A 22,325-nucleotide genomic window follows, 5' to 3' on the forward strand; every position below is an offset into this window, starting at 1 on the left:
GTGCGCGCTGTTGCCCTCACCCTCGCCCGCTGGCGGGAGAAGGCCGCGATGAGAGCAACAAACCGCCCCCTCACAACCGGCTCAGACAATCCATCGCCACCGCCTTAAAACTGGCGAAATCGCCGCAGTCGCGCAGGCGCGTCATCGCCCGCTCGCGCAGGAAGGTGACGAACAGATCGTAAATCGCCATCGCCTCTTCATATTCGCTTTTGCTGATCGCCAGCAGGAAAATCACCGAGGCGGTTTCATCGCCCCAGCTAATTCCCTGCGGGGCCAGCACGGTATAGACCACGGTTTTCTTCGCCAGCAGCCCCAGCGAGTGCGGCAGCGCAATCCCCTCGCCGAGCATGGTGCTGACAATGGCTTCCCGCTCCTCCACCGACGGACAAAAATCACCGTCAACAAAACCTTCGCGTTGCAGCTGATCGCACAGCAGGCTGAACAGCGCCGATTGCGTCATCGGCGTATCCACCACCAGAAAATGCTGCGCATCGAAGTATTTTTCCAGCATATAAGGCCGGGTGCGATCCACCAGCACCAGCTTGCCGAGCTGCTCCAGCTGAAATTCGGTAGGGAATGGCGACATCACCACCACCGGCTTGTTCTTCTCGCTAAGCCGCGCGGTGGAGATAACAAAATCTTCGTCGAGCGCGTCACAGGCTTCGTAATCACGCTGCGACAGGCGCGCCGTGACCTGCAACTGCGGGTATTTACGCAGCAGCATCGCTTCAATCATACGCAGCGTAGAGTTACCGCTGTCGCACACCAGCAGCACCTGCGGATGACGCTGATAGCCCACGTTGTAATGACGCTCCAGCCCGACGCCAATATGCAGCACCAGAAAGCCAATTTCGTTCTCGCTGATGGTATAGGGCGTGTATTTTCCCCAGCTGGTCACCGCCGCCAGCGTGACGTCATAAGCCATCGGGTAATGCTGCTTGATGTTACTGAGCAACGGGTTGGGGATATGAATCTGATAGCGCACCCGGGTGATCATGGTTTTGATATGGGTGAGCAGATCGGCACGCAGCTGTTCATCCTGTTGCAGCCGGTAGTTGTAATGCGTGTTGATGTAATTCAGCAGGTAATCGACCAGCGCATCGGCATCGTCGGCGTTAATGGTGCTGGGCGCCAGCGCCTGAATCTGACGCGCGGCGATATTAACGCGTAACCAGTTCTCTTCGGCCTGCGAAATCGGTATGCCCACCAGCGGACGCATCAGCTGCACCAGCTGGTGCGCCGCTTCGCGCACCTCGTCCCCCACATCTTCCGCACCGGGATCGTTGAGGGGAAACCCTTCGCCGATTCGCCGCACCGCCACGGCGCAATAGATTTGCAGATAGCGCTCGCCCTCGTCGCTAAGGCGAATGGCGTGATGGGTGAAGCACTGCTGGATCAGCGGTTGCAGCTGCTCCAGCATCCCGCTGTGCAGCGCTTCCACCGTCAGCAGCGGGCTGTCCGGCGTCTCCTGGTCGATCTGCCACAGCAAATCGGTCAGGCAGGTACGGATCGCCGCTTCGCTGCCGAACAGCTTCATGCCGTAACGCGGTTTGGTCTCGATATTCAGGTGATAGCGCCCCAGCCACTCCCGCACTTCGGCCATATCGCTTTGCAGAGTCGCGCGGCTGACAAACCACTCTTCCGACAGATCTTCCAGCTTGAGCGAATAGGCCGAGGTAAGAAAGCGGCTCAGCAGATAACGCACGCGATCCTGCGAGGTACGCGGCACGCGCAGCGGCGCGGCGGTCTGCGCCTGCAACTGCCCGAAGCGCAGTGCGTCATCGACCCTCAGCTGATAACCCGCGCCACGCGCCAGCACAAACTGCGCGCCATGCTGCTCCAGCAGCGCGTTCAGCGCTGTGATGTCAGTGCGTACCGTACGGGTAGACACGGAAAAACGACGCGCCAGTTCATCCTGCGGCAGCGTTTCGTTTTGCAGCGCAGCGAAAAGTTGGGCCAGACGCTGGTTAGGAAATCTCACGGGGCTTCACCTGTTACTCATTTGTTACAACAACTTCTTGCACGTTGCCAGAAGCTGACGTACATCGTCAATGCGCGTATCGCCCGTTGCGCTATCAATAATCGAACTGTAGACATGCGGGATCACTTTACTCACGCCCGCCTCCAGCGCAATGCGAACAATCTCTTCAAAATTATGCAGATCGATGCCACCGGTTGGCTCCAGCCAGAAATCGTGCCGCGCGCAGGCTTCCGCCACCGCACGATACTCATCCACCGCTTTCAGCCCACCCATCGGGAAGTATTTCACCGAACTGCCGCCCATGTCCTGCAACAGCGCAATGGCGCTGTCGATTGGCACAATGGCGTCCGGCCCTTGTGAACTGCGCGGCCCGGTCGAGATTTTCACCTGTCCCGGCGTGCCGGTGGGGGAGATCAGACCGTTGACCACCGTCTCGTTCTGGCCGAGCAGCGCACGGCTGGTCGCGACGCCGGTGAACACCTGGTTGACGTGCTGCGGCTGGATGGCGGCCGAGATGGCGCTCACCATCGCCGACTGATTCGGGTCGCCCGCGCCCAGCCCGACGGAGAGCGCGTTATCGATCAGCGCGGCATATTCGCGCATATCGGCAATCGCCGCGTCGGTGGTGGCGTAGTTTTTTGACAGCACGCCCACCAGCACATGGCCTTCCGCCGCCAGCCAGATATCACGCGCGTTCTGTTTTGAACCGGCCAGCACGTTGAGGCACAGACGGCCCTGATAAAAGTTCGGTGTCAGAGTCATGCGCGTTTCTCCCCGCTGAGCAGTGCCTGGATGGCGGTAAAAATGATGTGCAGCTGTTCGGCGCTGACGCTGCGCACATCGGCTTCGATAATGCCTTCATTGGCCTTGTAACCGCGGAAATAGATGGCGATAGCGCCGGTTTTCAGCGCCTGCACCAGATCGCCGGTGCCCCAGCCCGTGTGCGCTTCGTCGAATTTGATTTCGGCCCGCGCGATGTCGCGTCCGGCGGCATCCCATACCACGCGTGCGCTCACGCCGTTCAGGGTGTTGAGGTTGGCGATAAACGGCGTCATTTTTTCCACCATCTCCGCGCCGCTGGTTTTCACCTGCGATAGATAGTTTTCAATCGCCTGCGTCAGGCCAAGGATGCCCTCTTTGCCGACCTTCATAGCGCGGCCAATGCCGTTGCTCTGCCGCTTCACCCACTCAACGTACTGCGTGCGGCCAATCACCAGCCCGCTGGTCGGCCCTTCAATCGCCTTCGCACCGCTGTAAATCACCAGGTCTGCGCCCATCTGGTAGTAGCACTGCAAATCTTCCTCGGCCGCCGCATCAACAATCAACGGAATGCCGTGTTTGCGCGCCACCACGGCCGCCTGTTCGACGCTGAGGTGGCTTTTCTGCACGCAGTGGTGCGATTTGATGTAGAGCAGCGCGGCGGTGGTCGGCGTAATCGCGGCGGCCAGCTGCTCGGGCGAGCATTCGTTGCTGTAACCGGCTTCCACCAGGCGTCCGCCGCCCAGTGCCACCATGGTGCCAACCGGTGCGCCAAAATTGACGTTATGGCCTTTCGGCACCACGATGTCGTGCGGCACGCTCAGCGGCGCGGCGTGCAGGTTCTCCAGCAGCCAGGCGTTATCTTTAACGATCATCGCCGCGACGCTCTGCGCAATCCCCGCCGAGGCGCAGGAGACCACCACCGCGTTTTCCACCTGCAACAGCTGGGCAATGTAAGCACCGGTCTTATCGACCAGATCCTTCATCTCAAAGTAGTGATTGAGGCCGTATTTGACGGTGTCCACCACGTCAGCCGCTGGCGTCGAGACACCGAGGATGGTCATACGACCAGAGGCATTGATGACCTGCTTCAGGCCATATTTTTCATAAATCGAAGACATGATTCGCTTTCCCTTCATCAGTCAGATGCCATTGACCTGCCACCACGGCGGCCAGCGGCAACACATGTTGCTCACCCAAAACCCGTTCGCCTTCAGCATCGACGAACGGGCGGGCTTCCTCTTTGACGGTAAAAATGGTCAGGTCGGCGTCATAACCCACTGCCAGCCGGCCTTTCTGACTCAGGCGCAGGCCATCGGCGGCTTTCCAGGTGACGCAGTCGATCACCTGCGGCAGCGTCATACCGATGCTGAAGAATTTCGACATCACATGCGCCAGGCTGTGCACCGGGCCGTTCAGCCGGTTGCGGCAGTAAATGTCGGAGCTGATGGTGTCGGGCAGAATGCCCTGCGCAATCGCCTGGCGTGCCACCTCAAAGCTGAAGCTGGCGCTGCCGTGACCGATATCCAGTCGCACGCCGCGCGCGATGGCGTTTTTCACCGCCGCCTTCAATTCCCCCTGCGGCGTGAGAATGCGGTTCGGTTTGCCGTTGTAGCAATGCGTGATGATGTCGCCGGAGGTCAGCAGATCGGCAATCTCTTCCAGCACCGGCGGGTTGTTGCCGATGTGCACCATCAGCGGCAGATTACCGGCCGCCTGCTGAATCGCCTTGGCGCGGAGCAACGGCTGAATACCGTTCTCGCCCACCACGCTGCTGCTCATCCGCGCTTTCAGACCGACGATAAAATCGGGACGACGCTGGATCGCCTGCACCACCGCCTCGCCGTCAATCTGCGCCATATCGGCCAGCTCGTTCTGCGTGACAATGCCGGTGCGGGCGATGTTGATCAGCGCACGCACGTCAGTAGTGACCTGGCGCGTAAGCTGATAAAAATCGTCAATATCATCGGCGCCGGTGCTGCCCGCGTCGATAACCGTGGTAACGCCCTGCGCCACGCCGATGGCATCGGCATCGTCGTGGTAAATCGGTGATTTGGGGTAGCAGTGCACATGGCTGTCGATCCAGCCTGCGCTGACGTAATAACGCCCGGCGAGATCGCGTTCCTGACGCGCGGCACCCTGCACGCTGCCGACGGCGGCGATTTTGCCGTGCTGGATGGCGATATCCACCAGCTGTTCGTCGCACAGACGCGCGCGGCGCAGAATCACATCAAACATACAAACTCCTTAAGCGCGGCCCGACAGCAGGCCGCGCATCACATCACAGAGAAATCGGGAAGATGGCACCGAGTACCATGGCACCGAGGATGGCGCCGCCGGTAATCGGTTTGTTCCACAGGTAGAACAACAGCGCCCCCACCAGCGAACCGAGACCAATCGGAATCGATGCCGCCATCGCCGACAGGATGATCAACGGCCCGAGGAAGCGGCCAGAGGCGTTACCCGCGCCCATCATGACGTCGGCGCCGTAGGTGGAATCGCTCTGATTAATGGTGAATTTGCGCGCCAGGATGATGAGGTAGCCAATGGCCACACCGATCACCAGGCCGGTCGCCAGTGACGCCGCGAAGTTCGCCACCGGGAAGACAATCCCCGCACCCAGCAACAACGCCGGTACACCGAGACCGACGCCGGTCTGGATTGCGCCGCCAATATCGAGGATCCCCACCAGCGAACCTTCAATGATGCGGGCAAACAGGAAGCTGGCGCCAAAGGCCGCCACCGCGCCGTAGACGCCGGTCTCCATGCCGGAACGCAGCATCGAGACAAACGCCACTTCGTTAAAGGCGCCAATGCCGTACAGGTAGTACATATGCGTACCGGCAAACACCCCGGCGGAAAGCAGGCCGACAAAAAGCGGGAAGGACCAGTCGGCGTACCAGAACCCTTTGTTTTCGTTCATGCTGATGGCTCCTTATTTGCCGCTGACGCTGTTGTGGATCATATCCAGCCAGCCAGGAATGCCGAGCTGGAAGGATTGCAGCAGTTTCATGTCGAAGCCGCGGAAGAAGCCGCTCAACACAAACAGCAGCACGATGGCAAACATCATCACTTTGGTGACTTTGTTCCAGCCGCTCTCTTCCACGCCTTTACCGATCAGGATACCCAGCACCAGACCCGGTACGGCGTTGCCCATGATCAACTGCGCCAGACCGCCAAAAATGGTGGCCCAGAAACCGGATTTTTTACCGGCATCGATTGCCGCCAGCCAGAAGATCACCGGCATCACGGTGTTCACCAGCAGGTTGGCTGCCGGCACCAGTACCTTGACCGCCGTGACCTGCAACGCGGCCGGGACGGCAGAAGCGGTGCTGTTAAGGAAAGCGACGACGATCATGCCGATGATGCCGCAGGCAATCGCCATCTTCTTCGGGTTGTGTAGTGTTTCTGCGACGTTGCGGTTTTTCACCATCAGTGCGGCAGCGCCCCAGTTCGGCAGGATGCGATGGTCAACGTCTTGTGTGAATGAACCCGCCGCAACGGATGACGCCCAGGCGTTAAAGAAAAAGCCGAGACCAAAGGAGAAGTGCGATGCCGGATCGCCCTCGCAGGAGTTGAGTTCGCCCAACGTACGGAACGCGCCCATGCCTTGGGTGGTGGGTGCGTGGAACATGCGCGCTGCGCCTGCCCCGACTCCGACGCCCACCAGACCACCGATGATTAACGACTTAAACAAAATAATTAAAAACATGCGTTTACCTTTGTTTTTCGTCTGTTGTTAAGGTGCCGCCGTGAATGTCACCTGCTCGGTGTCGATCACGGTGACGCTGACGGTAATTTCCAGCTCGACGCTGTAAACCCGCCGCTCACGCGCGAGGAAAAAGAACAGAAATTTCTCCGTCCGCACACGCTCCTGCGCGCGCAGCACCCGGACATCCTGGGGTTCAATGCGCAGCAGAATATTTTGCGTGGTGCGCAGCACCTGCTGCTGCACATGGCTCAACGCATCGGCAAAGGCTTTGGCTTTGCTGTCGCCTTTGCCCTGTACCGTTACCTGAGTCTCGTATTGTTGTTTCATGCTCAGCTGCCGTGTTTTTTGGTCCAGGCCTGCACCAGCCGCTCGCCCAGTTCTTCTTTGTCCATAAAGCCGAATCCGAGCACCGTCGCGCCTTCGTTGATCGCCGTAACGCCTTCATCAATCGAACGCATACCGTGCTTCGCTTTGTAGCCATATTTGTTCTGCGCGGTAATGGCGCCTGCGCCACCGCTGCCGCAGAAGGAGATACCGAAATCCGCGTTCTCGGCCTTCATCACGTCGCCCAGCTTCATATCGGCGGCCACACCCGGCACCACCACCGCACGGCCACCGGCCTTTTCCACGCCTGCCGCGACTTTTTGTCCTTTACCCAGACGATCGCCAATCACTACGGTTACCATGCTAAATTCCTCTCTGATTGCTGACTTAGTTCGACTTTGCCACTTCAATATGTACCGACAGCAGCCACGCCTCTTCGCGCGGCAGATTGCCAAACAAATCCACCACCTGCTGCGCCAGCGTCATGGTCTCGGGCGAGATGTCCTCAAACAGCTCCGCTTCCACGTCCGGTAAGGCTTCGCCGGTGAGGGAGCGCGAGGCCATCGCTCGCACATGTGAGGCCAGCATTTGCTGCTGCACCGCATTGGGTTCGATGTGGTGCGCGGCGTATAGCGCGGCAATTTGCTCCATCACGTTATCCGCCAGCGCCTGAATCGCTTCCGGCGTGCTCTGTTTCAGCGGGACTGCTTCACTCCTCACCTGGTTTACTCCTGTTACAGCGGACAATGACTGATAATTCGCGTTGAAAATAAATTACGCTTTCCGCCTGAGGGTGTGGAGACGCAACTTTTCCACCTCGAAGTGGAAATCGGACGGGCAACTGTGCGCCAGATCGCAGGGCGCACGAATAATGCAAAATGCATCACATTTCGCACGGATTGGGGGATTTTTGCCGCTTATGCGGGCAGAGAGTGCCGGGAAATAAGGCCAGCCGGATGGCTGGCCCGTCTGTCAGCGGAATTTCTTATGGTTAACGCCGCGAATATCTTCCAGTTTCTTCGCTTCGGTTTTGGCTTCGTCCAGTTTGTTGGCTTTCGCCAGCTGATCGACCACATCAATCTGGGCAATCAGCGAATCGAGTCCCGCGTGATAATCCTTGATCTGCGCGCTGTCAGCGGGCTGGCCTTCCAGTTTTTCCGGCGTGGATTTTTTTGCATCCTCCGCCGCCTGGCGCATCTTGCCGAGCGCGGTTTGCATCTCCTGAGCATCGTCGGTTTTTTTCACCGTTTTCAGCCCAGCGTTCAGGGTATCCATATCTTGCTTCAGTTCAGCCGCATACAGGCTGGCACTGGAGAACAACAACGACAGAGACAACATTGCAATCACATGCTTACGCATCGTTTCTTCCTTTTTATTGTGGAGATAAAAAAGGCAGCCTTGCGGGCTGCCTTCAGGAATCGATGTCATTATTGTCCGGCGATTTTCATCTCCGGGAGCAGCACCGATCCACACTGGATGTTGCTGCGGGTTTCAATATCGTCGCCGACGGTGACCATATTGCGCCACATGTCTTTCAGGTTGCCGGCGATGGTGATTTCACTCACCGGATACTGGATTTCACCGTTCTCCACCCAGTAACCGGCGGCACCGCGTGAGTAGTCACCGGTGATGGCACTGACGCCCTGCCCCATCAGCTCCGTCACCACCAGACCGCGGCCCATCTGCTTCAGCATAGCGTCGAAGCTATGACCCTGACCGGCGATGCGCCAGTTGTGGATACCGCCCGCATGGCCGGTGCTTTGCAGGCCGAGCTTACGCGCGGAATAGCTGGTCATCAGCCAGTTTTGCAGCACGCCATCTTTGATGATGTCACGCGCCTGGGTGCGCACCCCTTCGCTGTCGAACGGCGTGGACGCCAGGCCCTTCAGCAGATGCGGTTTCTCTTCGATGGTCAGCCATTCCGGCAGGATCTGGGTTCCCAGCGCATCCAGCAGGAAGGTGGATTTGCGGTACACGCTGCTGCCGCTGATCGCGCCCACCAGATGCCCAAACAAACCGGTCGCCACTTCCGGCGCGAAAATTACCGGCGCTTTCATGGTGGAGAGTTTGCGCGGTGACAGGCGGGACAGCACGCGGCGTGCGCACTCCGCACCCACCCACTCGGCGCTTTTCAGATCGTCAATGGCGCGGCCGATGGTGTAGGCGTAATCGCGTTCCATATCGCCATTGTGCTCGGCAATCACGCAGCTGGAGAGCGAATGACGGCTGGAACAGTAGCCCTGCAACATGCCGTGGCTGTTACCGAATACCTTGATGCCAACGTGGCTGTTGAAGCTGCCGCCTTCGGTATTGGTAATGCGTTTATCGACCTTCAGCGAAGCCTGTTCAGCCTGGGCGGCCAGTTCGATGGCGCGATCGGCATCGATCTCCCACGGGTGATAAAGATCGAGATCCGGCGCGTCAAAGGCCAGCAGATCGGGATCGGCCGGGCCAGCATAAGGATCGGGGGAAGTGTAACGGGCAATGTCGATAGCCGCCTGCACGGTGCGCTTGATGGCGTCCGGGCTGAGGTCGGTTGAGGAAGCACTGCCTTTGCGGTTTTGATGATAGACGGTGATACCGAGCGCGCCATCACTGTTGAATTCGACGTTTTCCACTTCGCCGTAGCGGGTACTGACGCCGATACCGGTAGTTTTGGTCACCGCCACTTCTGCGCCATCGGTGCTGGCTTTCGCCAGCTCCAGCGCCTGTGCGACAGCCTGTTCCAACACTTTACGTTGTTCTGCAACCTGAGTAGATACGTTCATCGACCTGCCGTCTAATCTTATGTATGAATGTTTTGAGTCTATCAGACTCAGAGAACAATTTCGCAGTCACCCGATAAACTGGTAGGATTAGCCTCTTTTTTTTGGGAGCCAAGAGATGACCAAGCAGCCCGAAGACTGGCTCGATGATGTGCCGGATAATCAGGAAGAAGAAGACGAAGAGATTATCTGGGTCAGCAAAAGCGAAATTAAACGCGATGCCGAGGAGCTGAAGCGCCTGGGTGCCGAGCTGGTTGATCTGGGGAAAAACTCCCTCGACAAGATTCCACTCGACGAAGATTTACGTGCCGCCATCGAACTGGCGCAGCGCATTAAAAAAGAAGGACGTCGCCGCCAGTTGCAGCTGATCGGTAAAATGCTGCGCGCGCGCGATGAGGAGCCGATTCGTCTGGCGCTGGATAAGCTGAAGAACCGCCACAACCAGCAGGTTGCGCTGTTCCATAAGCTGGAGCAGTTACGCGATCGTTTGATTGATCAGGGCGATGACGCGGTAGCCGAGGTGATTAACCTCTACCCGCACGCTGACCGCCAGCAGCTGCGCAGCATGATTCGTAATGCGCAGAAAGAGAAAGCGGCGAACAAGCCACCTAAAGCCGCCCGTCAGATTTTCCAGTATCTGCGCGAGCTGGCTGAGGCGTAAGGTTTGTGTGCCAGCGGCCCCCCTCCCGCCAGCGGAAGAGGGAGGTGTGCAATATCCAGGTCGGGCACCAACAGCCCCTTCTCCCGCTAGCGGGAGAAGGTTGGGATCAGGGCGACAGCCTACTGCGCTTAACGCCCCAATCGCTCCAGCAGTTTCTGATGAATACCACCAAACCCGCCGTTACTCATCACCAGAATCGAATCGCCAGGCTGGGCGACTTTCGCCACCATCTCCACCAGCGTATCAATATCCGCGCTCCAGTGAGCAGGCTGCATACAGGCGTCGGCCACGTCCGAAACCTGCCACGGAATATGGTGCGGCTGGAACAGGAACACTTCATCCGCACGCCCCAGTGACGGAGCCAGATCATTCTTGCTGACGCCCATCTTCATGGTATTGGAACGGGGTTCCAGCACCGCCAGAATGCGTGCCGTGCCGCCAACTTTGCTGCGCAGCGCCGCCAGCGTAGCGAGGATCGCCGTGGGATGGTGCGCAAAGTCATCGTAGACTTTGATGGCGTTCACTTCACCGCGCAGCTCCAGACGACGACGCGCATTGATAAAGCGACCCAGCGCCTCACCGGCATCCTCCGGCTTCACACCCACATGACGCGCCGCGGCAATCGCCATCAGGCCGTTATGCATGTTGTGCTCGCCCACCAGGCCCCAGTTCACTTCCGCCACTCGCTCGCCGTCAAGCCACACTTCCCAGCGCGAGGCGTCCGGCGTCAGCTTCTTCGCCTGCCAGTGGCCGTTGTCGCCCACGGTTTCCTGCTCGCTCCAGCATCCCATCGCCATCACCTGCTTGAGGTTGTGATCGTGTTCCGGCAGCAGGATCTTGCCCTGGCCCGGCACGATGCGGATCAGATGGTGGAACTGTTTCTGGATCGCACGCAGATCGTCAAAGATATCCGCATGATCGAACTCCAGGTTATTGAGGATCAGCGTACGCGGGCAGTAGTGGACAAACTTGGAGCGCTTGTCGAAGAAGGCACTGTCGTACTCGTCGGCTTCGATAACGAAGAACGGGCTTTTTCCTAATTTTGCCGAAACGTCGAAGTTTCCTGGCACGCCGCCAATAATGAAGCCGGGTTCAAGGCCACAGGCCTCCAGAATCCACGCTGCCATGCCTGCCGTGGTGGTTTTGCCGTGGGTCCCGGCCACCGCCAGCACCCAGCGGTCGCGCAGCACGAAATCGTGCAGCCACTGTGGGCCTGAGAGGTAAGGAATGTTGCGTTCCAGCACTGCTTCCACACAGGGATTGCCGCGCGTCATGGCGTTGCCGATGATCACCAGGTCCGGTGCCGGGTCGAGCTGACTGGCGTCATAACCCTCCGTTAATTCAATACCTTGCTGCTCCAGCAAGGTGCTCATTGGCGGATAGACATTGGCGTCAGAGCCGGTCACTTCGTGGCCGAGTGAGCGTGCCAGCATCGCCAGACCGCCCATGAAGGTGCCACAAATCCCAAGGATGTGAATGCGCATAAGAGATCCATTACTCAAAAGTTCGGCGCACAGTGTAACGCCGAGTGCAGGTGGAAGAAACGGATTAGGACTATGGTTTTTAAAGTTCAATCGGCTAAACTGCGTACGCATACGTTGGCAGTTTGTTACAGCCGCTGCCACTCCATCGTAGATTCAGGGAATGTGTTATGAAAACGTTAGGCGAATTCATCGTCGAGAAGCAACACGACTTTCCTCACGCCACAGGTGAACTGACGGCGCTGATTTCATCCATCAAGCTGGGTGCCAAAATTATCCACCGCGACATTAACAAAGCGGGTCTGGTGGATATTCTCGGTGCCAGCGGCGTGGAAAACGTGCAGGGTGAGCAGCAGATGAAACTGGATCTGTTCGCCAACGAAAAGCTGAAAGCTGCACTGAAAGCGCGCGGCATTGTGGCGGGCATCGCTTCTGAAGAGGAAGACGAGTTCGTTATCTTCGAAGGCGTGGAGAATGGCAAATACGTGGTGCTGATGGATCCGCTCGACGGTTCTTCTAACATCGACGTTAACGTTTCCGTCGGAACCATTTTCTCTATCTATCGTCGTATCACGCCGCCAGGCACGCCGGTGACTGAAGAAGACTTCATGCAGCCAGGCAACAAACAGGTTGCGGCGGGTTACGTGGTTTACGGTTCATCCACCATGATGGTGTACACCACCGGCGTTGGCGTCCACGCCTTTACGTACGATCCGTCGCTCGGTGTGTTCTGCCTGAGCCACGAACGTATGACCTTCCCGGAGAAGGGCTACACCTACTCCATCAACGAAGGTAACTACATTCGCTTCCCGCAAGGCGTGAAGAAATACCTGAAGTTCTGCCAGGAAGAGGATATCGCCACCAAGCGTCCTTACACCTCACGCTACATCGGTTCACTGGTTGCTGACTTCCACCGCAACCTGCTGAAAGGCGGCATTTATCTCTACCCAAGCACCGCCAGCCACCCGAAAGGCAAGCTGCGTCTGCTGTATGAGTGCAACCCGATGGCGTTCCTTGCCGAGCAGGCGGGCGGTAAGGCCAGCGACGGCAAAACCCGTATTCTCGACATCCAGCCAGAAGCGCTGCATCAGCGTTGCCCGTTCTTCTGCGGCAACGACGCAATGGTTGATGACGTTGAGCGCTTCCTGCGCGAGTTCCCGGACGACCACCAGGGTTGATGGGATGTTGACCAGGGGCGCATAAATGCGCTCCCAGCATTTTTCGAAGGCGGCTTTTGCCGCCTTTTCTTTTAGGCCTGCGCCACGCGGAACTGGGCCATCGACTCCTGCAACTGCTGCGACTGCGCTTCCAGCGACTGGGTTGCGGCGCTGGCTTCTTCGACCAGTGCGGCATTCTGCTGCGCCACCTCATCCATCTGCGTCACCGCCTGATTGACCTGCTCAATACCGCGGCTCTGCTCCTCAGACGCCACCGAAATCTCCTTCATCAGCGCGGTCACGCGCATCACTTCGCTGGAGATCTCATCCATGGTTTCACCCGCCTGTGTCGCCATCTCGCTGCCCTCTTTGACGCGGATTTGCGATTCGCTGATCAGCTCGCGGATCTCCTTCGCCGCAGTGGCGCTGCGGCCGGCCAGGGTGCGGACCTCATTCGCCACCACCGCGAAGCCGCGGCCCTGCTCACCGGCACGCGCCGCTTCAACGGAGGCGTTGAGGGCGAGGATATTGGTCTGGAAAGCGATACCGTCAATGACGCTCAGGATCTCGGCAATGCGATTGGAGCTGTGGGTGATCTCCCGCATCTTCTCCATCACGTAGCACACCACTTCCGCGCCACGGTCGGCGGTGTCGGAGACGCTATTCGCCAGCTGGTGCGCCTGCTGCGCATTGCTGGCATTGAGGCGCACGGTGGCGGTGAGCTGCTCCATGCTGGCGGCGGTTTGTTCCAGCGAGGCGGCCGACTCCTCGGTCCGCTGCGACAGGTGCACCGTACCCGCCGCCAGTTCGCGGCTGCCGATATCAATTTGCAGGCTGGCTTCGCGCACCTGGCCGACCGAGTCGCGCAGCGCCAGCTGCATGGTGGCCAGCGCCTGATTAAGGCGGCCCAGCTCGTTATTGGTCGCTTCCGGCAGCGTCTGCGACAGATCCCCCGTCGCCACCTGTTGCAGATGATCAATCGCCCCTTCCAGCGGACGCAGCAACAAACGGCGCAGGATCTGCCACGCCAGCACGATCAGCAGCAGAGTCAGCAGCACCGCGATGCCAATCAGAATTTTCATGCGCGTTTCGTTCTGCGCCGCCTCGGCCAGTCGCTGCGCCGATACCTGATTGGCGTAGGCGTTAAAATCCGTCACGGCTTTGGCGTAGTTCACGGCCAGCGTCGAGAGATTGCCTTCCAGCACGGTGTAATATTCATCGGTGTACTGCTTTTGCAGCGCATCCATCATCGGCGTTATACCCTGTTGCAGGTAGGCGGCAAAATTGCTGGCCACCGCATTGGCGAGGGTTTTACCTTCGGCGGTCACCGTACCGGCATCAATAAAGTCTTTAAGATGCTTTTGCGAGGTGACAACATCCGCCTGCGCCTGTTTGGTGACCTGCGCCCCTTCATCCAGCAGGCCGATTTCAATTTTGCGCACCGCCAGCGCAGCACTGGCACGCGCACGCATCAAATCGGCGTTGCTTTGGAACAGGCTGTTGAGTTCAGTACCCTGAATGCGGTTGATGGCGTCCAGTGACTGATTACCGCCATTGATCGCGGAGATACCCATCGCGCTGACCGCCAGCAGCAGCAATGTCATAAAGGCAAGTAAACTGAGAAGACCGGTCCGTATTGATAAATTTTTGATCATATTAGTACCCGTGTGTATATAAAAAGGCAGAAATCCCGCAGCCCTAAAACGGATAAGTTATCGGCAGTTACCGGGAGAAACTTTACCATCCGTTGATGGTCAATCTGCTGATGATCACCCAACCTTCAACATCGCTTAAGTCATCGAAACCCTGATAAAGGAGCAAAACGATGAAAAAATGGCTCCCGGTTGCCTGTCTGTTGTGCAGCGGTTACGCGCTTGCACAGGACAACGTTATCGACCAGAAATTGCAGCAGTGCCTGAATAGCCAATCCTCCACCCTCGCGTTATCGCAGTGTTACGACACGGCTAATAAGGCATGGGATCAGCAGATGAATAATCAGTACAACCAGTTGATGAACAAATTAACCGGTGAACCCAAAGCCAAACTGCGCAGCGCACAACGCGCCTGGCTGGCTTATCGCGATAGCTGGCTGGATGCCAGCCGGAGCTACTTCCTGAGCAGCCAGGGCACGCTGGCGGCGCTATCTGTTGGGGCGCAGGGGGTCAGTCTGGTGCGTAATCAGGCGCTGATGTTGCAATCAATTAACAAAGGCAGTTGCGCCAATCCCGACGATTGTTGATAAATGGGGGCGGTAAAAAAAACCGCTTCGCGCTGGTCGTTGCCAGCGCCCCCATTAATCCTCAGGGAGAAACCATGGCTGCTTATGCCTCCACCCTCATTCTGGTCTGCCTCGCCGTTCTCAGTTATTTCGTCCATAACAACGCGGTCACCATCTCGATTCTGATTCTGCTGGCGATCAAAATTACCCCGCTGGCGCAGTTCTTCCCCTATGTGGAAAAGCAGGGGATTCAGCTGGGTATCATCATTCTGACCGTGGCGGTGATGGCACCGCTGGCGAGCGGTTCGCTCCCCGCCTCTTCGCTGCTGAAATCATTCGCTAACTGGCAATCCATTGTGGCGATTCTGGTGGGCGTGTTTGTCGCCTGGCTGGGCGGTCGCGGCGTGCATTTTATGAGCGCGCAACCCTCGGTGATTGGCGGGTTATTGATGGGTACGGTGATTGGCGTCGCGTTCTTTCGTGGCGTACCGGTCGGACCACTGATTGCCGCAGGCATCGTCTCCCTGTTTGTCGCGGCGAAGTAGGCGGCTGGACCATTCCGAAACGCCAAAAAGGGGGCATACTTTCAGAGTCAGTTGGCTATAATAGCCGACACTCAACATACGACTAATGAAGGAAAGCCAGATGAGTTTGAACCAGGTGCCTGCAGGTAAAGATCTGCCAGAAGATATCTATGTCATCATCGAGATCCCGGCCAATGCCGATCCGATCAAATATGAAGTGGACAAAGAGTCTGGCGCCCTGTTTGTAGACCGTTTCATGTCTACCGCCATGTTCTATCCGTGCAACTACGGTTATATCAACCACACCCTGTCTCTGGATGGTGACCCGGTTGACGTGCTGGTACCGACCCCGTATCCGCTGGAGCCTGGCTCGGTCATCCGTTGCCGTCCGGTTGGCGTGCTGAAAATGACCGACGAATCCGGTGAAGATGCCAAACTGGTTGCGGTTCCGCACACCAAGCTGAGCAAAGAGTACGATCACATCAAAGATGTGAACGACCTGCCGGAACTGCTGCGCGCACAGATCACCCACTTCTTTGAACACTACAAAGATCTGGAAAAAGGCAAATGGGTGAAAGTCGACGGCTGGGATAACGCCGAAGCGGCTAAAGCCGAGATCATCTCTTCTTACGAGCGCGCTCAGAAGAAATAATCTCAGCCTTTACCGCATAAAAAAACACCGTCCACTGGACGGTGTTTTTATTTATGCTTCTGTGTCGTCGTCGCGCTGTAACCAGTCGCCACTGACTATCCGCTTGCGGCCGGTAATCGGGCGCTGATAAACGTACAGCCAGGCGCTACCAAAGGGCGTCTGGATTAGCTGGCGTTTGTATTCGCCATTCCTGCTGCGCAGGGCATCCAATTCGCCCAGCGTGGTAGCATCAATGCGATAAACCTCGCAATAGACGCTGCCCTCACCCTCAACTACGCCCGGATAGTGACCCAGATTGTAGAGTTCAAACCCTTCAATCTGATGGTCACCGAGCCATTGCGCGTTCGTCATCCAATGACTGTTTCCCTGTTTGCGCCGTAAACTGCCATAGACAATTATTCGCATTGCTAAAACTCAAACTGATAGAGCAAATCCAGTGCCTGATCAACGCCAGACACCGCTTCCAAATAGAGTTTGGGCATCAGGCGATAACGCAAGGTTAATGTCGCCAGTGAATCAAAAATGCCAACACCGTATTTTACTTGTAGACCCGGCAGCACGTAGCCACTCACCTGCACCTGCTGGCTGTCGCCCACGCCGGTGGTATCAAGCGCAAGGTTACTGACACCGAATGTCTCGCCGATTTTACCCATAACCTGCCCACTTTGTGCAACCCCCAGGCCCACTAACGCTGAAGTTAACGCATTACTGTCGCCATCGCCACTCAGTCCCTGACCGCGCAGCAGATAGGAAAGCGCTTCCTGCTGCGACATGGTCGGGTCAGAAAAAATCTCCACCTTCGGCTCATCCGCCAGCCCGGTCACGCGCAGACCTGCCGTCACATCATCTTCGGTGGCCTCCGGGTTACGGATCGCTTCGAGGTTGATATACGGCTGATCCGGCGGTCCGGCGAATTGCAGCTCGCCTTTACGTACGATCAGATCCTGACCATAAGCGTGAAAGCGCCCGGAAGGAATGTTGATCTGTCCGTTTAAGCCGAGGCCGGTTTTGTCCTGTACCAGCTTCAGGTCACCGTTCAGTTTAGCCTTCAAACCGAAAGCCGACAGGCCAACATCGTTACCCACATGGATCACCAGATTACTGTTGATGGGGATCGCCGTGGTTTTCGGCTGAATCGGCTTCAGGTTCTGGTCGAGCATCACTTCGTCCGACGACACGCCAGTGGCGCTCTCCGGCACTTCCTGCACCGTGATACGCGCCCAGGGAATATCCACCCTGCCATCAAGATTGAAAGCAGCGGGGGTGGCCTCAAAGACCAGATCCGGCGACACGTCCATGCGCACCATCGGCGGCACGGTAACACGTACCCGGCTGCCCTGCGCCGCAATGCGCGCACGCCAGTTATTCAGCTGGCTCCAGTCGGCGTTGCCGTTCAGATTGATGTTGCCCTGCGCGGTCTGGATCAGCCCGTTAAGGGTGGAACTCATGCCGTTAAAGGCCATGTTGAGGTTAGCCGCCTTGAGGACAACCGGCATAAAGCTGGCTTCCACACCCACGCCACTCAGCGCCAGCTGACCAAATACCTGCGGCTGTTGCAGATTACCGCCGAGGCGCAGCGCGCTATTGAGGCTGCCTTTGATCTTCTCACCCTGCATCAGCGCCGGATTGAACATCGCCAGCGAAATATTGCTGATGTTGACGTTGCCCGACAGCTGGCGACGGTTCTGCGGATCGGCGATTTGTACATTGCCGTTCAGCTGGCCGTTATTGGCGATACGGATCAACCACTCCAGCTCGGCACGACCGTTACGCAGCGCCGCGTTGAGATTCAGCGTATCGAAAGCGACAGGCAGCGTGTTGCCCTGCACATCCTGCGCCACTTTCACGCCATTGCCTTTCAGCGATACCGTACCGGTTGGCAGCTTGCCATCCGCCGTCCAGTTCACCCGTGCATCGCCGCTGAATACGCCGGTCAGGCTGGTTGCATCGGTGAGGAAGGGTTTGATCATCGCCAGGTCAAAACGGCTGAGCACTACGTGCGCATGGCCGCTGGCCCCGGCTTCAATCGGTTCCGGCACACACAGCTGGGCATTCGGGTTCTGCCAGCAGTGCGGCCCAATGGTCGCGCTCTGCTTGCTGTTGAGATAGTCAATCGCCATGGCGCGCGTCAGACGCCACTCGCCCACCGGGGTATCGAAGCGGGTATTGTTCAGCGTGCCCTTCCAGTGCTGAGTCTGACGATCGAAACTGCCGCTCAGCGCCAGCTGGCCGGAGACCGGCTCGCCCTGCACGTTAAGTTTCAGCTGATGCTGCTTCTCGTTGCCGTCGGCATTGAGGGTCAGCAGATTGATCGCCAGCGTATCCTGCTTCAGCTGCTCGACGCGCAGTTGCAGCTTACCGGCCACCTGATCGCTGGATTTCACATCGCCCTGCAACGCCACGCGCGCAATCTGCAACTGCTGCCAGCGCAGACCGCTGGCGGTGAGATCCGCCAGCAGCTGCGGCGCTTTAAGGGTGCCGCGCGCCTTGATGGTGCCTTTGGCGACGCCGCCAAGGCCAGGCAGCGCATTGTCGAGATGGGGCGCATCGATGCTGGCATCGAGATTCAGCGCATCCCCCAACTCCCCTTTGACGTCCACATGGTTACGGCCCAGCACCAGATTGATACCTGGGATTTTCCACTGGTTGTAGCTGTTGCCAGTGAGGGAGCCATCAGCGCTGACAGCGTTCTGTTTGACGTTGCCCTTCAGCTGCAACTGCGGCACGCTCAGCTGCCAGCTGCCGCCATACAGGCTGCCGCGCGTGGCGATTTTGCCATCCAGCTTCGCTGGCCAGTCCGGGTATTGTTTCGCGGTGTTGATGCCGGAAAGCGTCAGTTCGCTGCGCCAGCTAATCGCTTTGCTCCAGTCCACCAGCGCCGTCAGATCGATATTGCCCTGCAACGTGGCAACATGCAGTTTGTCGAGGCTGAATTGCTGGACATTGCCTTTACCGTCAAGGGCAATGCTCGCGGGCGGCACCCCTTCGCCTTTCACTGCGGTCCGCAGCGACATCACATAATCGGTGGCTTTGCCTTTGAACTGGTAATCCAGGTTATCCGCCTGGTACTGCACCGCGCCGGTCAGCGGCCAGCGCAGCGACGGGCTGGTGAGCCGCAGCGACAGCGGTAAACCGGCCACCGCAGGTTGGGCGGCGGCATCCAGCTGCGCCTGCACCGGACCGGAGAGATTCAGCGCCAGTTTCAGCTCATCGCGCATCGCACCGCTGAGGTTCATTTTTATCTTCTCGCCCTTGATCGGGTCGAGATTCACCGCGCCGTTAAGCGCGAAATTCACCGGCCAGTTATCGGCCAGCGTGGCATCGCCGCTGGCGTTGAGCTGCCCCTGCGGTGAGTCAATATCGAAGGCTTCCAGTTGCAGATGACGATCGCGGGTTTGCGCCTTCAGCATCAGACGGTTGATGGCCAAATCGGTATCACCGGTCACCCGCAGCTGCTCGCCGATCAACTCCTGCACGCTGATATCCAGCGGCAGCTGGAAATCCGGCAGCGCTGGCAGCAGCGGCTCGGCAAACATCGCCTGCAAGGTTTCCCCGAGCGGTTTCTCATCCGGCTTCGGTTGCTGCACCTTCGGTTGCACCACTTTTTCATCGGCCACTTTGGCCGCTTTCGGCAGGGCAATCAGCAGGCTTTGAATATGGGTCGGCGTCAGCGTCAGCGCACGGTCCTGCCAGTGCAGACCGGTGGTGAAATCGAGCAGCGAAATCGCCGTGTCGTCCACTTTGACGTTGATGTTATGCAGGCCGACTTTGCTGAGCGTAATCGGATACGGCGTGCTGAGATTGGTGGTGCCGCTCGCTTCCTGCGGCGGTGGCGTCTCGCTGGCCGGCGCCATTTTTTTGCTGTCGACCACCACGCTGACATCCTGCAACGCGATATCGTTGACGCACACGGACGAGTGCAGCAGGCAGTTGAGGTTGAGCGCCAGATGGAAACGCCCGGCATCAACGCTAACGCCCGGCATGGTGTATTTCACGCCGCTCAGCGTCAGATCACGCCAGCCGCCGTCCACCTTCTCGATCGATAATCCCGGCACCCAGCGATCCGCGCCCTTCAGCAGCAGATGTAAACCCGGCGTGGTGCCAATCAGAAATGCCACGCTGCCAATCAGCAGCAGCAAAAAAATACCAATGCCAATCAGGACCTTTTTCCACAGCTTCATAGTTCAGGCCCCAGTCCGATATAAAATTGCAACCCATGCTCCTTGTCATCGCCAATCGGGCGGGCGATATCGAGTTTGATCGGTCCGACCGGAGAGGCCCAGCGCACGCCGAAGCCCGCGCCGGTTTTAAAGTCACTTTGCGTGATATCGTTAACCGCTTCGCCGGAGTCGACGAACACCGCCCCCCACCATTTGCCGGTCACGTTGTATTGATATTCCACCGAGCCGGTCGCCAGTTTTGACGCACCGGTCAGCTTACCGTCGGAATCGCGCGGTGAGATGCCCTGGTATTTATAACCACGGATACTGCGATCCCCGCCGGCGAAGAAGCGCAGGTCCGGCGGCACTTTGTCGAAGTTGTTGGTCTCGATCCAGCCAAGATTGCCGCGCAAGACGAAGCGGTTCTTTTCGCCGAGGGTACGGATCCAGACGTTTTGCGCTTGCAGGATCAGGAAGTCGACATCCGATCCCCAGGTGGTATCCGACACATCCACGGAATAACGCTGCGAATCGCCCCAGTCAGGCATCAGGCCGCCACGCGAACGGGTGCGGCTGAGGCTGACGCCGGGATAGATCAGCATGGTGGTGTTGGTGACGCTCGCCTGGGTAAAGTGGTCGAGGCTCCAGCGCAGGTTGATGGCGCGCTGCCAGCCGCTGCTGCTATCCCAGAAACGCGACACGCCGAGGGTGCTGGTATCGGCTTTGGTGTCGTTAAGGTCGGTACGCTTCAGGCCGCCGGAGAAGGTGTAGTACTGCTCCAGCGGGCTTTTCAGCAACGGCACCTTGTAGGTGAGATCGAGCTGCTGTTCCGGCGCCGAGACGTAGAAGCTGGAGGTCAGGCTGTGGCCACTGTCGTTAACCCAGGGTTTTTTCCATGTGGCTTTGAGGCGCGGGCCGACATCCGTTGAGTAACCCACCCCGGTTTCGAGGGTGTTTTCCACGCGCGGCGACACCACGGCGTTCAATGGCAGCACTTTGGTCTGTCGTCCCTGATCAAATTCCGGCGCCACCACCACCGAGTTAAACCAGCCGGTGGCGGAGAGGCGGCGGTTCAGTTCCGCCAGATCGCGTGAGCTGTAGGGATCGCCCTTTTTGAAGGGCACCAGATTGCGCAGATAGGCTTCCTGGATTTGCGACCCCTGGAAGGTGACGTCGCCAAAGCGATAGCGCGGGCCGCTGTTATAATCGATATCCCAGAATGCCTCACGCCGCTCCACGGATACTCCAAGCTGGCTCTGCTTAAAGTCACCGTCGAAATAACCGTTACGCAGCGCCAGGCTGGAAAAGCCGTTTTTAAATTTGTCGTATTCGCCGTGATTGAGCTGCGTGCCGATTTTGGGGGTGCCCTGCTTTACCCAGGCTTTGTAATCGGGATCGTTCTTCGCATCGCCTTCCACCACAATCGTACTGCCGCCAATCTTCACCGGTTCGCCAGCGGTAACGCGTGCGATCAATACCGGACGCCCACCCTGCGGCGGTGCCGGGCGCGATTCGAAGTCAATTTGCGGTTCGTAGTAGCCGAGGGCGCGCAGGCCCTCTTTGATGGCGACGGAAACGCGCGCGCGAAAACGACCGTCATTTGAGACCTCGTCACTGCCGATGGTAGACAGGCGTGCCCTGACGTTTTTTTGTAAATCCCCGGATAAGCCTTCCAGCTGCAAACGGACGCTGGCAGCCTGAATGGCAGGCGCAGCCAGCAACAGGCTGGCCATGCAATAAATATGAAATCGTGGCACACGTACTCCTGTTAATAATGCCTGCCCCTATTCCGCAGGGGCATGTGTCTGTTTAGCGGGTAAAACCAGTGCAGGCATACCCATCAGCATAGCCGCTCTTTTCCCCGAACAGCTGCGTAAAAACGGCATCTAAGCCAAATCGTGACTATTGTCGGCAAATGGCACGATTGATAC

At 58.1% G+C, this 22,325-nt stretch carries 21 protein-coding genes; 5 read left to right on the plus strand and 16 right to left on the minus strand.

Going from position 1 to position 22,325, the window contains the following annotated elements:
- Positions 1–70: 70 nt before the first annotated feature.
- From AC6I8V_RS17650 to pmbA, 11 genes are all read right to left on the minus strand, one after another.
- A complete protein-coding gene (locus tag AC6I8V_RS17650) occupies positions 71–1,981 on the minus strand; it encodes a BglG family transcription antiterminator (RefSeq protein WP_497843511.1) in 1,911 nt (636 codons plus the stop codon).
- A 24-nt stretch (positions 1,982–2,005) separates the two neighbouring features.
- A complete protein-coding gene (dagF, locus tag AC6I8V_RS17655; RefSeq protein ID WP_497843512.1) occupies positions 2,006–2,743 on the minus strand; it encodes a 2-dehydro-3-deoxy-phosphogluconate aldolase in 738 nt (245 codons plus the stop codon).
- Positions 2,740–3,861 carry a DgaE family pyridoxal phosphate-dependent ammonia lyase gene (locus tag AC6I8V_RS17660; protein ID WP_497843513.1) on the minus strand — a complete coding sequence of 374 codons (1,122 nt, stop codon included), beginning with the start codon at positions 3,859–3,861 and terminating at the stop codon, positions 2,740–2,742. Before AC6I8V_RS17660 ends, dagF begins: the two co-directional genes overlap by 4 nt.
- Positions 3,845–4,978 carry an amidohydrolase/deacetylase family metallohydrolase gene (locus tag AC6I8V_RS17665; protein ID WP_497843514.1) on the minus strand — a complete coding sequence of 378 codons (1,134 nt, stop codon included), beginning with the start codon at positions 4,976–4,978 and terminating at the stop codon, positions 3,845–3,847. Before AC6I8V_RS17665 ends, AC6I8V_RS17660 begins: the two co-directional genes overlap by 17 nt.
- 43 nt (positions 4,979–5,021) lie before the next feature.
- Positions 5,022–5,663 carry a DUF4310 family protein gene (locus tag AC6I8V_RS17670; RefSeq protein WP_497843515.1) on the minus strand — a complete coding sequence of 214 codons (642 nt, stop codon included), beginning with the start codon at positions 5,661–5,663 and terminating at the stop codon, positions 5,022–5,024.
- 12 nt (positions 5,664–5,675) lie between these two features.
- Positions 5,676–6,452 (minus strand): DUF4311 domain-containing protein, encoded by a 777-nt coding sequence (locus AC6I8V_RS17675; protein ID WP_497843516.1) that lies wholly within the window; start codon positions 6,450–6,452, stop codon positions 5,676–5,678.
- A gap of 27 nt (positions 6,453–6,479) precedes the next feature.
- A complete protein-coding gene (locus AC6I8V_RS17680; protein ID WP_497843517.1) occupies positions 6,480–6,779 on the minus strand; it encodes a DUF4312 family protein in 300 nt (99 codons plus the stop codon).
- A 2-nt stretch (positions 6,780–6,781) separates the two neighbouring features.
- Complete coding sequence (locus AC6I8V_RS17685) at positions 6,782–7,138, minus strand: SFCGS family glycine-rich protein (protein WP_084877066.1); 357 nt, start codon at positions 7,136–7,138, stop codon at positions 6,782–6,784.
- 25 nt (positions 7,139–7,163) lie between these two features.
- Positions 7,164–7,496 carry a glycine dehydrogenase gene (locus AC6I8V_RS17690; protein WP_497843518.1) on the minus strand — a complete coding sequence of 111 codons (333 nt, stop codon included), beginning with the start codon at positions 7,494–7,496 and terminating at the stop codon, positions 7,164–7,166.
- Positions 7,497–7,748: 252 nt separating this feature from the next.
- On the minus strand, positions 7,749–8,135 hold the full coding sequence (cybC, locus tag AC6I8V_RS17695; RefSeq protein ID WP_497843519.1) for a cytochrome b562: 387 nt from the start codon (positions 8,133–8,135) through the stop codon (positions 7,749–7,751).
- Between the two features lie 68 nt (positions 8,136–8,203).
- On the minus strand, positions 8,204–9,544 hold the full coding sequence (gene pmbA / locus AC6I8V_RS17700) for a metalloprotease PmbA (protein WP_497843520.1): 1,341 nt from the start codon (positions 9,542–9,544) through the stop codon (positions 8,204–8,206).
- 115 nt (positions 9,545–9,659) lie between these two features.
- Here pmbA and yjgA point away from each other — a divergent pair, with 115 nt between their 5' ends.
- Positions 9,660–10,202, plus strand: coding sequence for a ribosome biogenesis factor YjgA (yjgA, locus tag AC6I8V_RS17705; protein WP_497843521.1), 543 nt, complete (start codon positions 9,660–9,662; stop codon positions 10,200–10,202).
- Between the two features lie 128 nt (positions 10,203–10,330).
- Here yjgA and mpl read toward each other — a convergent pair whose 3' ends face one another.
- Entirely contained in the window at positions 10,331–11,686 is a 1,356-nt protein-coding gene (gene mpl, locus AC6I8V_RS17710; protein ID WP_497843522.1) for a UDP-N-acetylmuramate:L-alanyl-gamma-D-glutamyl-meso-diaminopimelate ligase, read from the minus strand.
- 167 nt (positions 11,687–11,853) lie between these two features.
- Here mpl and fbp point away from each other — a divergent pair, with 167 nt between their 5' ends.
- Positions 11,854–12,861, plus strand: a complete 1,008-nt coding sequence (gene fbp / locus AC6I8V_RS17715) for a class 1 fructose-bisphosphatase (RefSeq protein WP_497843523.1) — start codon at positions 11,854–11,856, stop codon at positions 12,859–12,861.
- 71 nt (positions 12,862–12,932) lie between these two features.
- Here fbp and AC6I8V_RS17720 read toward each other — a convergent pair whose 3' ends face one another.
- On the minus strand, positions 12,933–14,492 hold the full coding sequence (locus AC6I8V_RS17720; protein ID WP_497845874.1) for a methyl-accepting chemotaxis protein: 1,560 nt from the start codon (positions 14,490–14,492) through the stop codon (positions 12,933–12,935).
- A gap of 173 nt (positions 14,493–14,665) precedes the next feature.
- Here AC6I8V_RS17720 and AC6I8V_RS17725 point away from each other — a divergent pair, with 173 nt between their 5' ends.
- From AC6I8V_RS17725 to ppa, 3 genes are all read left to right on the plus strand, one after another.
- Positions 14,666–15,079, plus strand: coding sequence for a lysozyme inhibitor LprI family protein (locus tag AC6I8V_RS17725; RefSeq protein WP_497843524.1), 414 nt, complete (start codon positions 14,666–14,668; stop codon positions 15,077–15,079).
- A 74-nt stretch (positions 15,080–15,153) separates the two neighbouring features.
- Positions 15,154–15,603: a DUF441 domain-containing protein gene (locus AC6I8V_RS17730; protein WP_497843525.1), complete on the plus strand. Its 450-nt coding sequence runs from the start codon at positions 15,154–15,156 to the stop codon at positions 15,601–15,603.
- Between the two features lie 100 nt (positions 15,604–15,703).
- Positions 15,704–16,234: an inorganic diphosphatase gene (ppa, locus tag AC6I8V_RS17735; protein WP_031376399.1), complete on the plus strand. Its 531-nt coding sequence runs from the start codon at positions 15,704–15,706 to the stop codon at positions 16,232–16,234.
- Positions 16,235–16,285: 51 nt separating this feature from the next.
- Here the strand turns inward: ppa and AC6I8V_RS17740 are convergent, their stop codons facing one another.
- Genes AC6I8V_RS17740 through tamA form a run of 3 tightly spaced genes read right to left on the minus strand, consistent with a single transcriptional unit; the run spans position 16,286 to position 22,127 of the window.
- Positions 16,286–16,639, minus strand: a complete 354-nt coding sequence (locus tag AC6I8V_RS17740) for a gamma-glutamylcyclotransferase family protein (protein WP_497843526.1) — start codon at positions 16,637–16,639, stop codon at positions 16,286–16,288.
- A 2-nt stretch (positions 16,640–16,641) separates the two neighbouring features.
- Positions 16,642–20,415: an autotransporter assembly complex protein TamB gene (gene tamB / locus AC6I8V_RS17745; protein WP_497843527.1), complete on the minus strand. Its 3,774-nt coding sequence runs from the start codon at positions 20,413–20,415 to the stop codon at positions 16,642–16,644.
- A complete protein-coding gene (gene tamA / locus AC6I8V_RS17750; RefSeq protein WP_497845875.1) occupies positions 20,412–22,127 on the minus strand; it encodes an autotransporter assembly complex protein TamA in 1,716 nt (571 codons plus the stop codon). Before tamA ends, tamB begins: the two co-directional genes overlap by 4 nt.
- Positions 22,128–22,325 lie beyond the last annotated feature (198 nt).

The organism is Pantoea sp. X-Soil-TKNS-1207, from assembly GCF_059730485.1.

Excerpts from the sequence above, each read along its gene's own strand:
- cybC (WP_497843519.1), bottom strand. The coding sequence starts at position 8,135 with ATGCGTAAGCATGTGATTGCAATGTTGTCTCTGTCGTTGTTGTTCTCC.
- AC6I8V_RS17665 (WP_497843514.1), bottom strand. The coding sequence starts at position 4,978 with ATGTTTGATGTGATTCTGCGCCGCGCGCGTCTGTGCGACGAACAGCTG.
- tamA (WP_497845875.1), bottom strand. The coding sequence starts at position 22,127 with ATGGCCAGCCTGTTGCTGGCTGCGCCTGCCATTCAGGCTGCCAGCGTC.
- AC6I8V_RS17740 (WP_497843526.1), bottom strand. The coding sequence starts at position 16,639 with ATGCGAATAATTGTCTATGGCAGTTTACGGCGCAAACAGGGAAACAGT.
- AC6I8V_RS17725 (WP_497843524.1), top strand. The coding sequence starts at position 14,666 with ATGAAAAAATGGCTCCCGGTTGCCTGTCTGTTGTGCAGCGGTTACGCG.
- AC6I8V_RS17670 (WP_497843515.1), bottom strand. The coding sequence starts at position 5,663 with ATGAACGAAAACAAAGGGTTCTGGTACGCCGACTGGTCCTTCCCGCTT.
- AC6I8V_RS17660 (WP_497843513.1), bottom strand. The coding sequence starts at position 3,861 with ATGTCTTCGATTTATGAAAAATATGGCCTGAAGCAGGTCATCAATGCC.
- mpl (WP_497843522.1), bottom strand. The coding sequence starts at position 11,686 with ATGCGCATTCACATCCTTGGGATTTGTGGCACCTTCATGGGCGGTCTG.
- yjgA (WP_497843521.1), top strand. The coding sequence starts at position 9,660 with ATGACCAAGCAGCCCGAAGACTGGCTCGATGATGTGCCGGATAATCAG.
- dagF (WP_497843512.1), bottom strand. The coding sequence starts at position 2,743 with ATGACTCTGACACCGAACTTTTATCAGGGCCGTCTGTGCCTCAACGTG.
- AC6I8V_RS17680 (WP_497843517.1), bottom strand. The coding sequence starts at position 6,779 with ATGAAACAACAATACGAGACTCAGGTAACGGTACAGGGCAAAGGCGAC.
- tamB (WP_497843527.1), bottom strand. The coding sequence starts at position 20,415 with ATGAAGCTGTGGAAAAAGGTCCTGATTGGCATTGGTATTTTTTTGCTG.
- AC6I8V_RS17685 (WP_084877066.1), bottom strand. The coding sequence starts at position 7,138 with ATGGTAACCGTAGTGATTGGCGATCGTCTGGGTAAAGGACAAAAAGTC.
- ppa (WP_031376399.1), top strand. The coding sequence starts at position 15,704 with ATGAGTTTGAACCAGGTGCCTGCAGGTAAAGATCTGCCAGAAGATATC.
- pmbA (WP_497843520.1), bottom strand. The coding sequence starts at position 9,544 with ATGAACGTATCTACTCAGGTTGCAGAACAACGTAAAGTGTTGGAACAG.
- fbp (WP_497843523.1), top strand. The coding sequence starts at position 11,854 with ATGAAAACGTTAGGCGAATTCATCGTCGAGAAGCAACACGACTTTCCT.
- AC6I8V_RS17730 (WP_497843525.1), top strand. The coding sequence starts at position 15,154 with ATGGCTGCTTATGCCTCCACCCTCATTCTGGTCTGCCTCGCCGTTCTC.
- AC6I8V_RS17675 (WP_497843516.1), bottom strand. The coding sequence starts at position 6,452 with ATGTTTTTAATTATTTTGTTTAAGTCGTTAATCATCGGTGGTCTGGTG.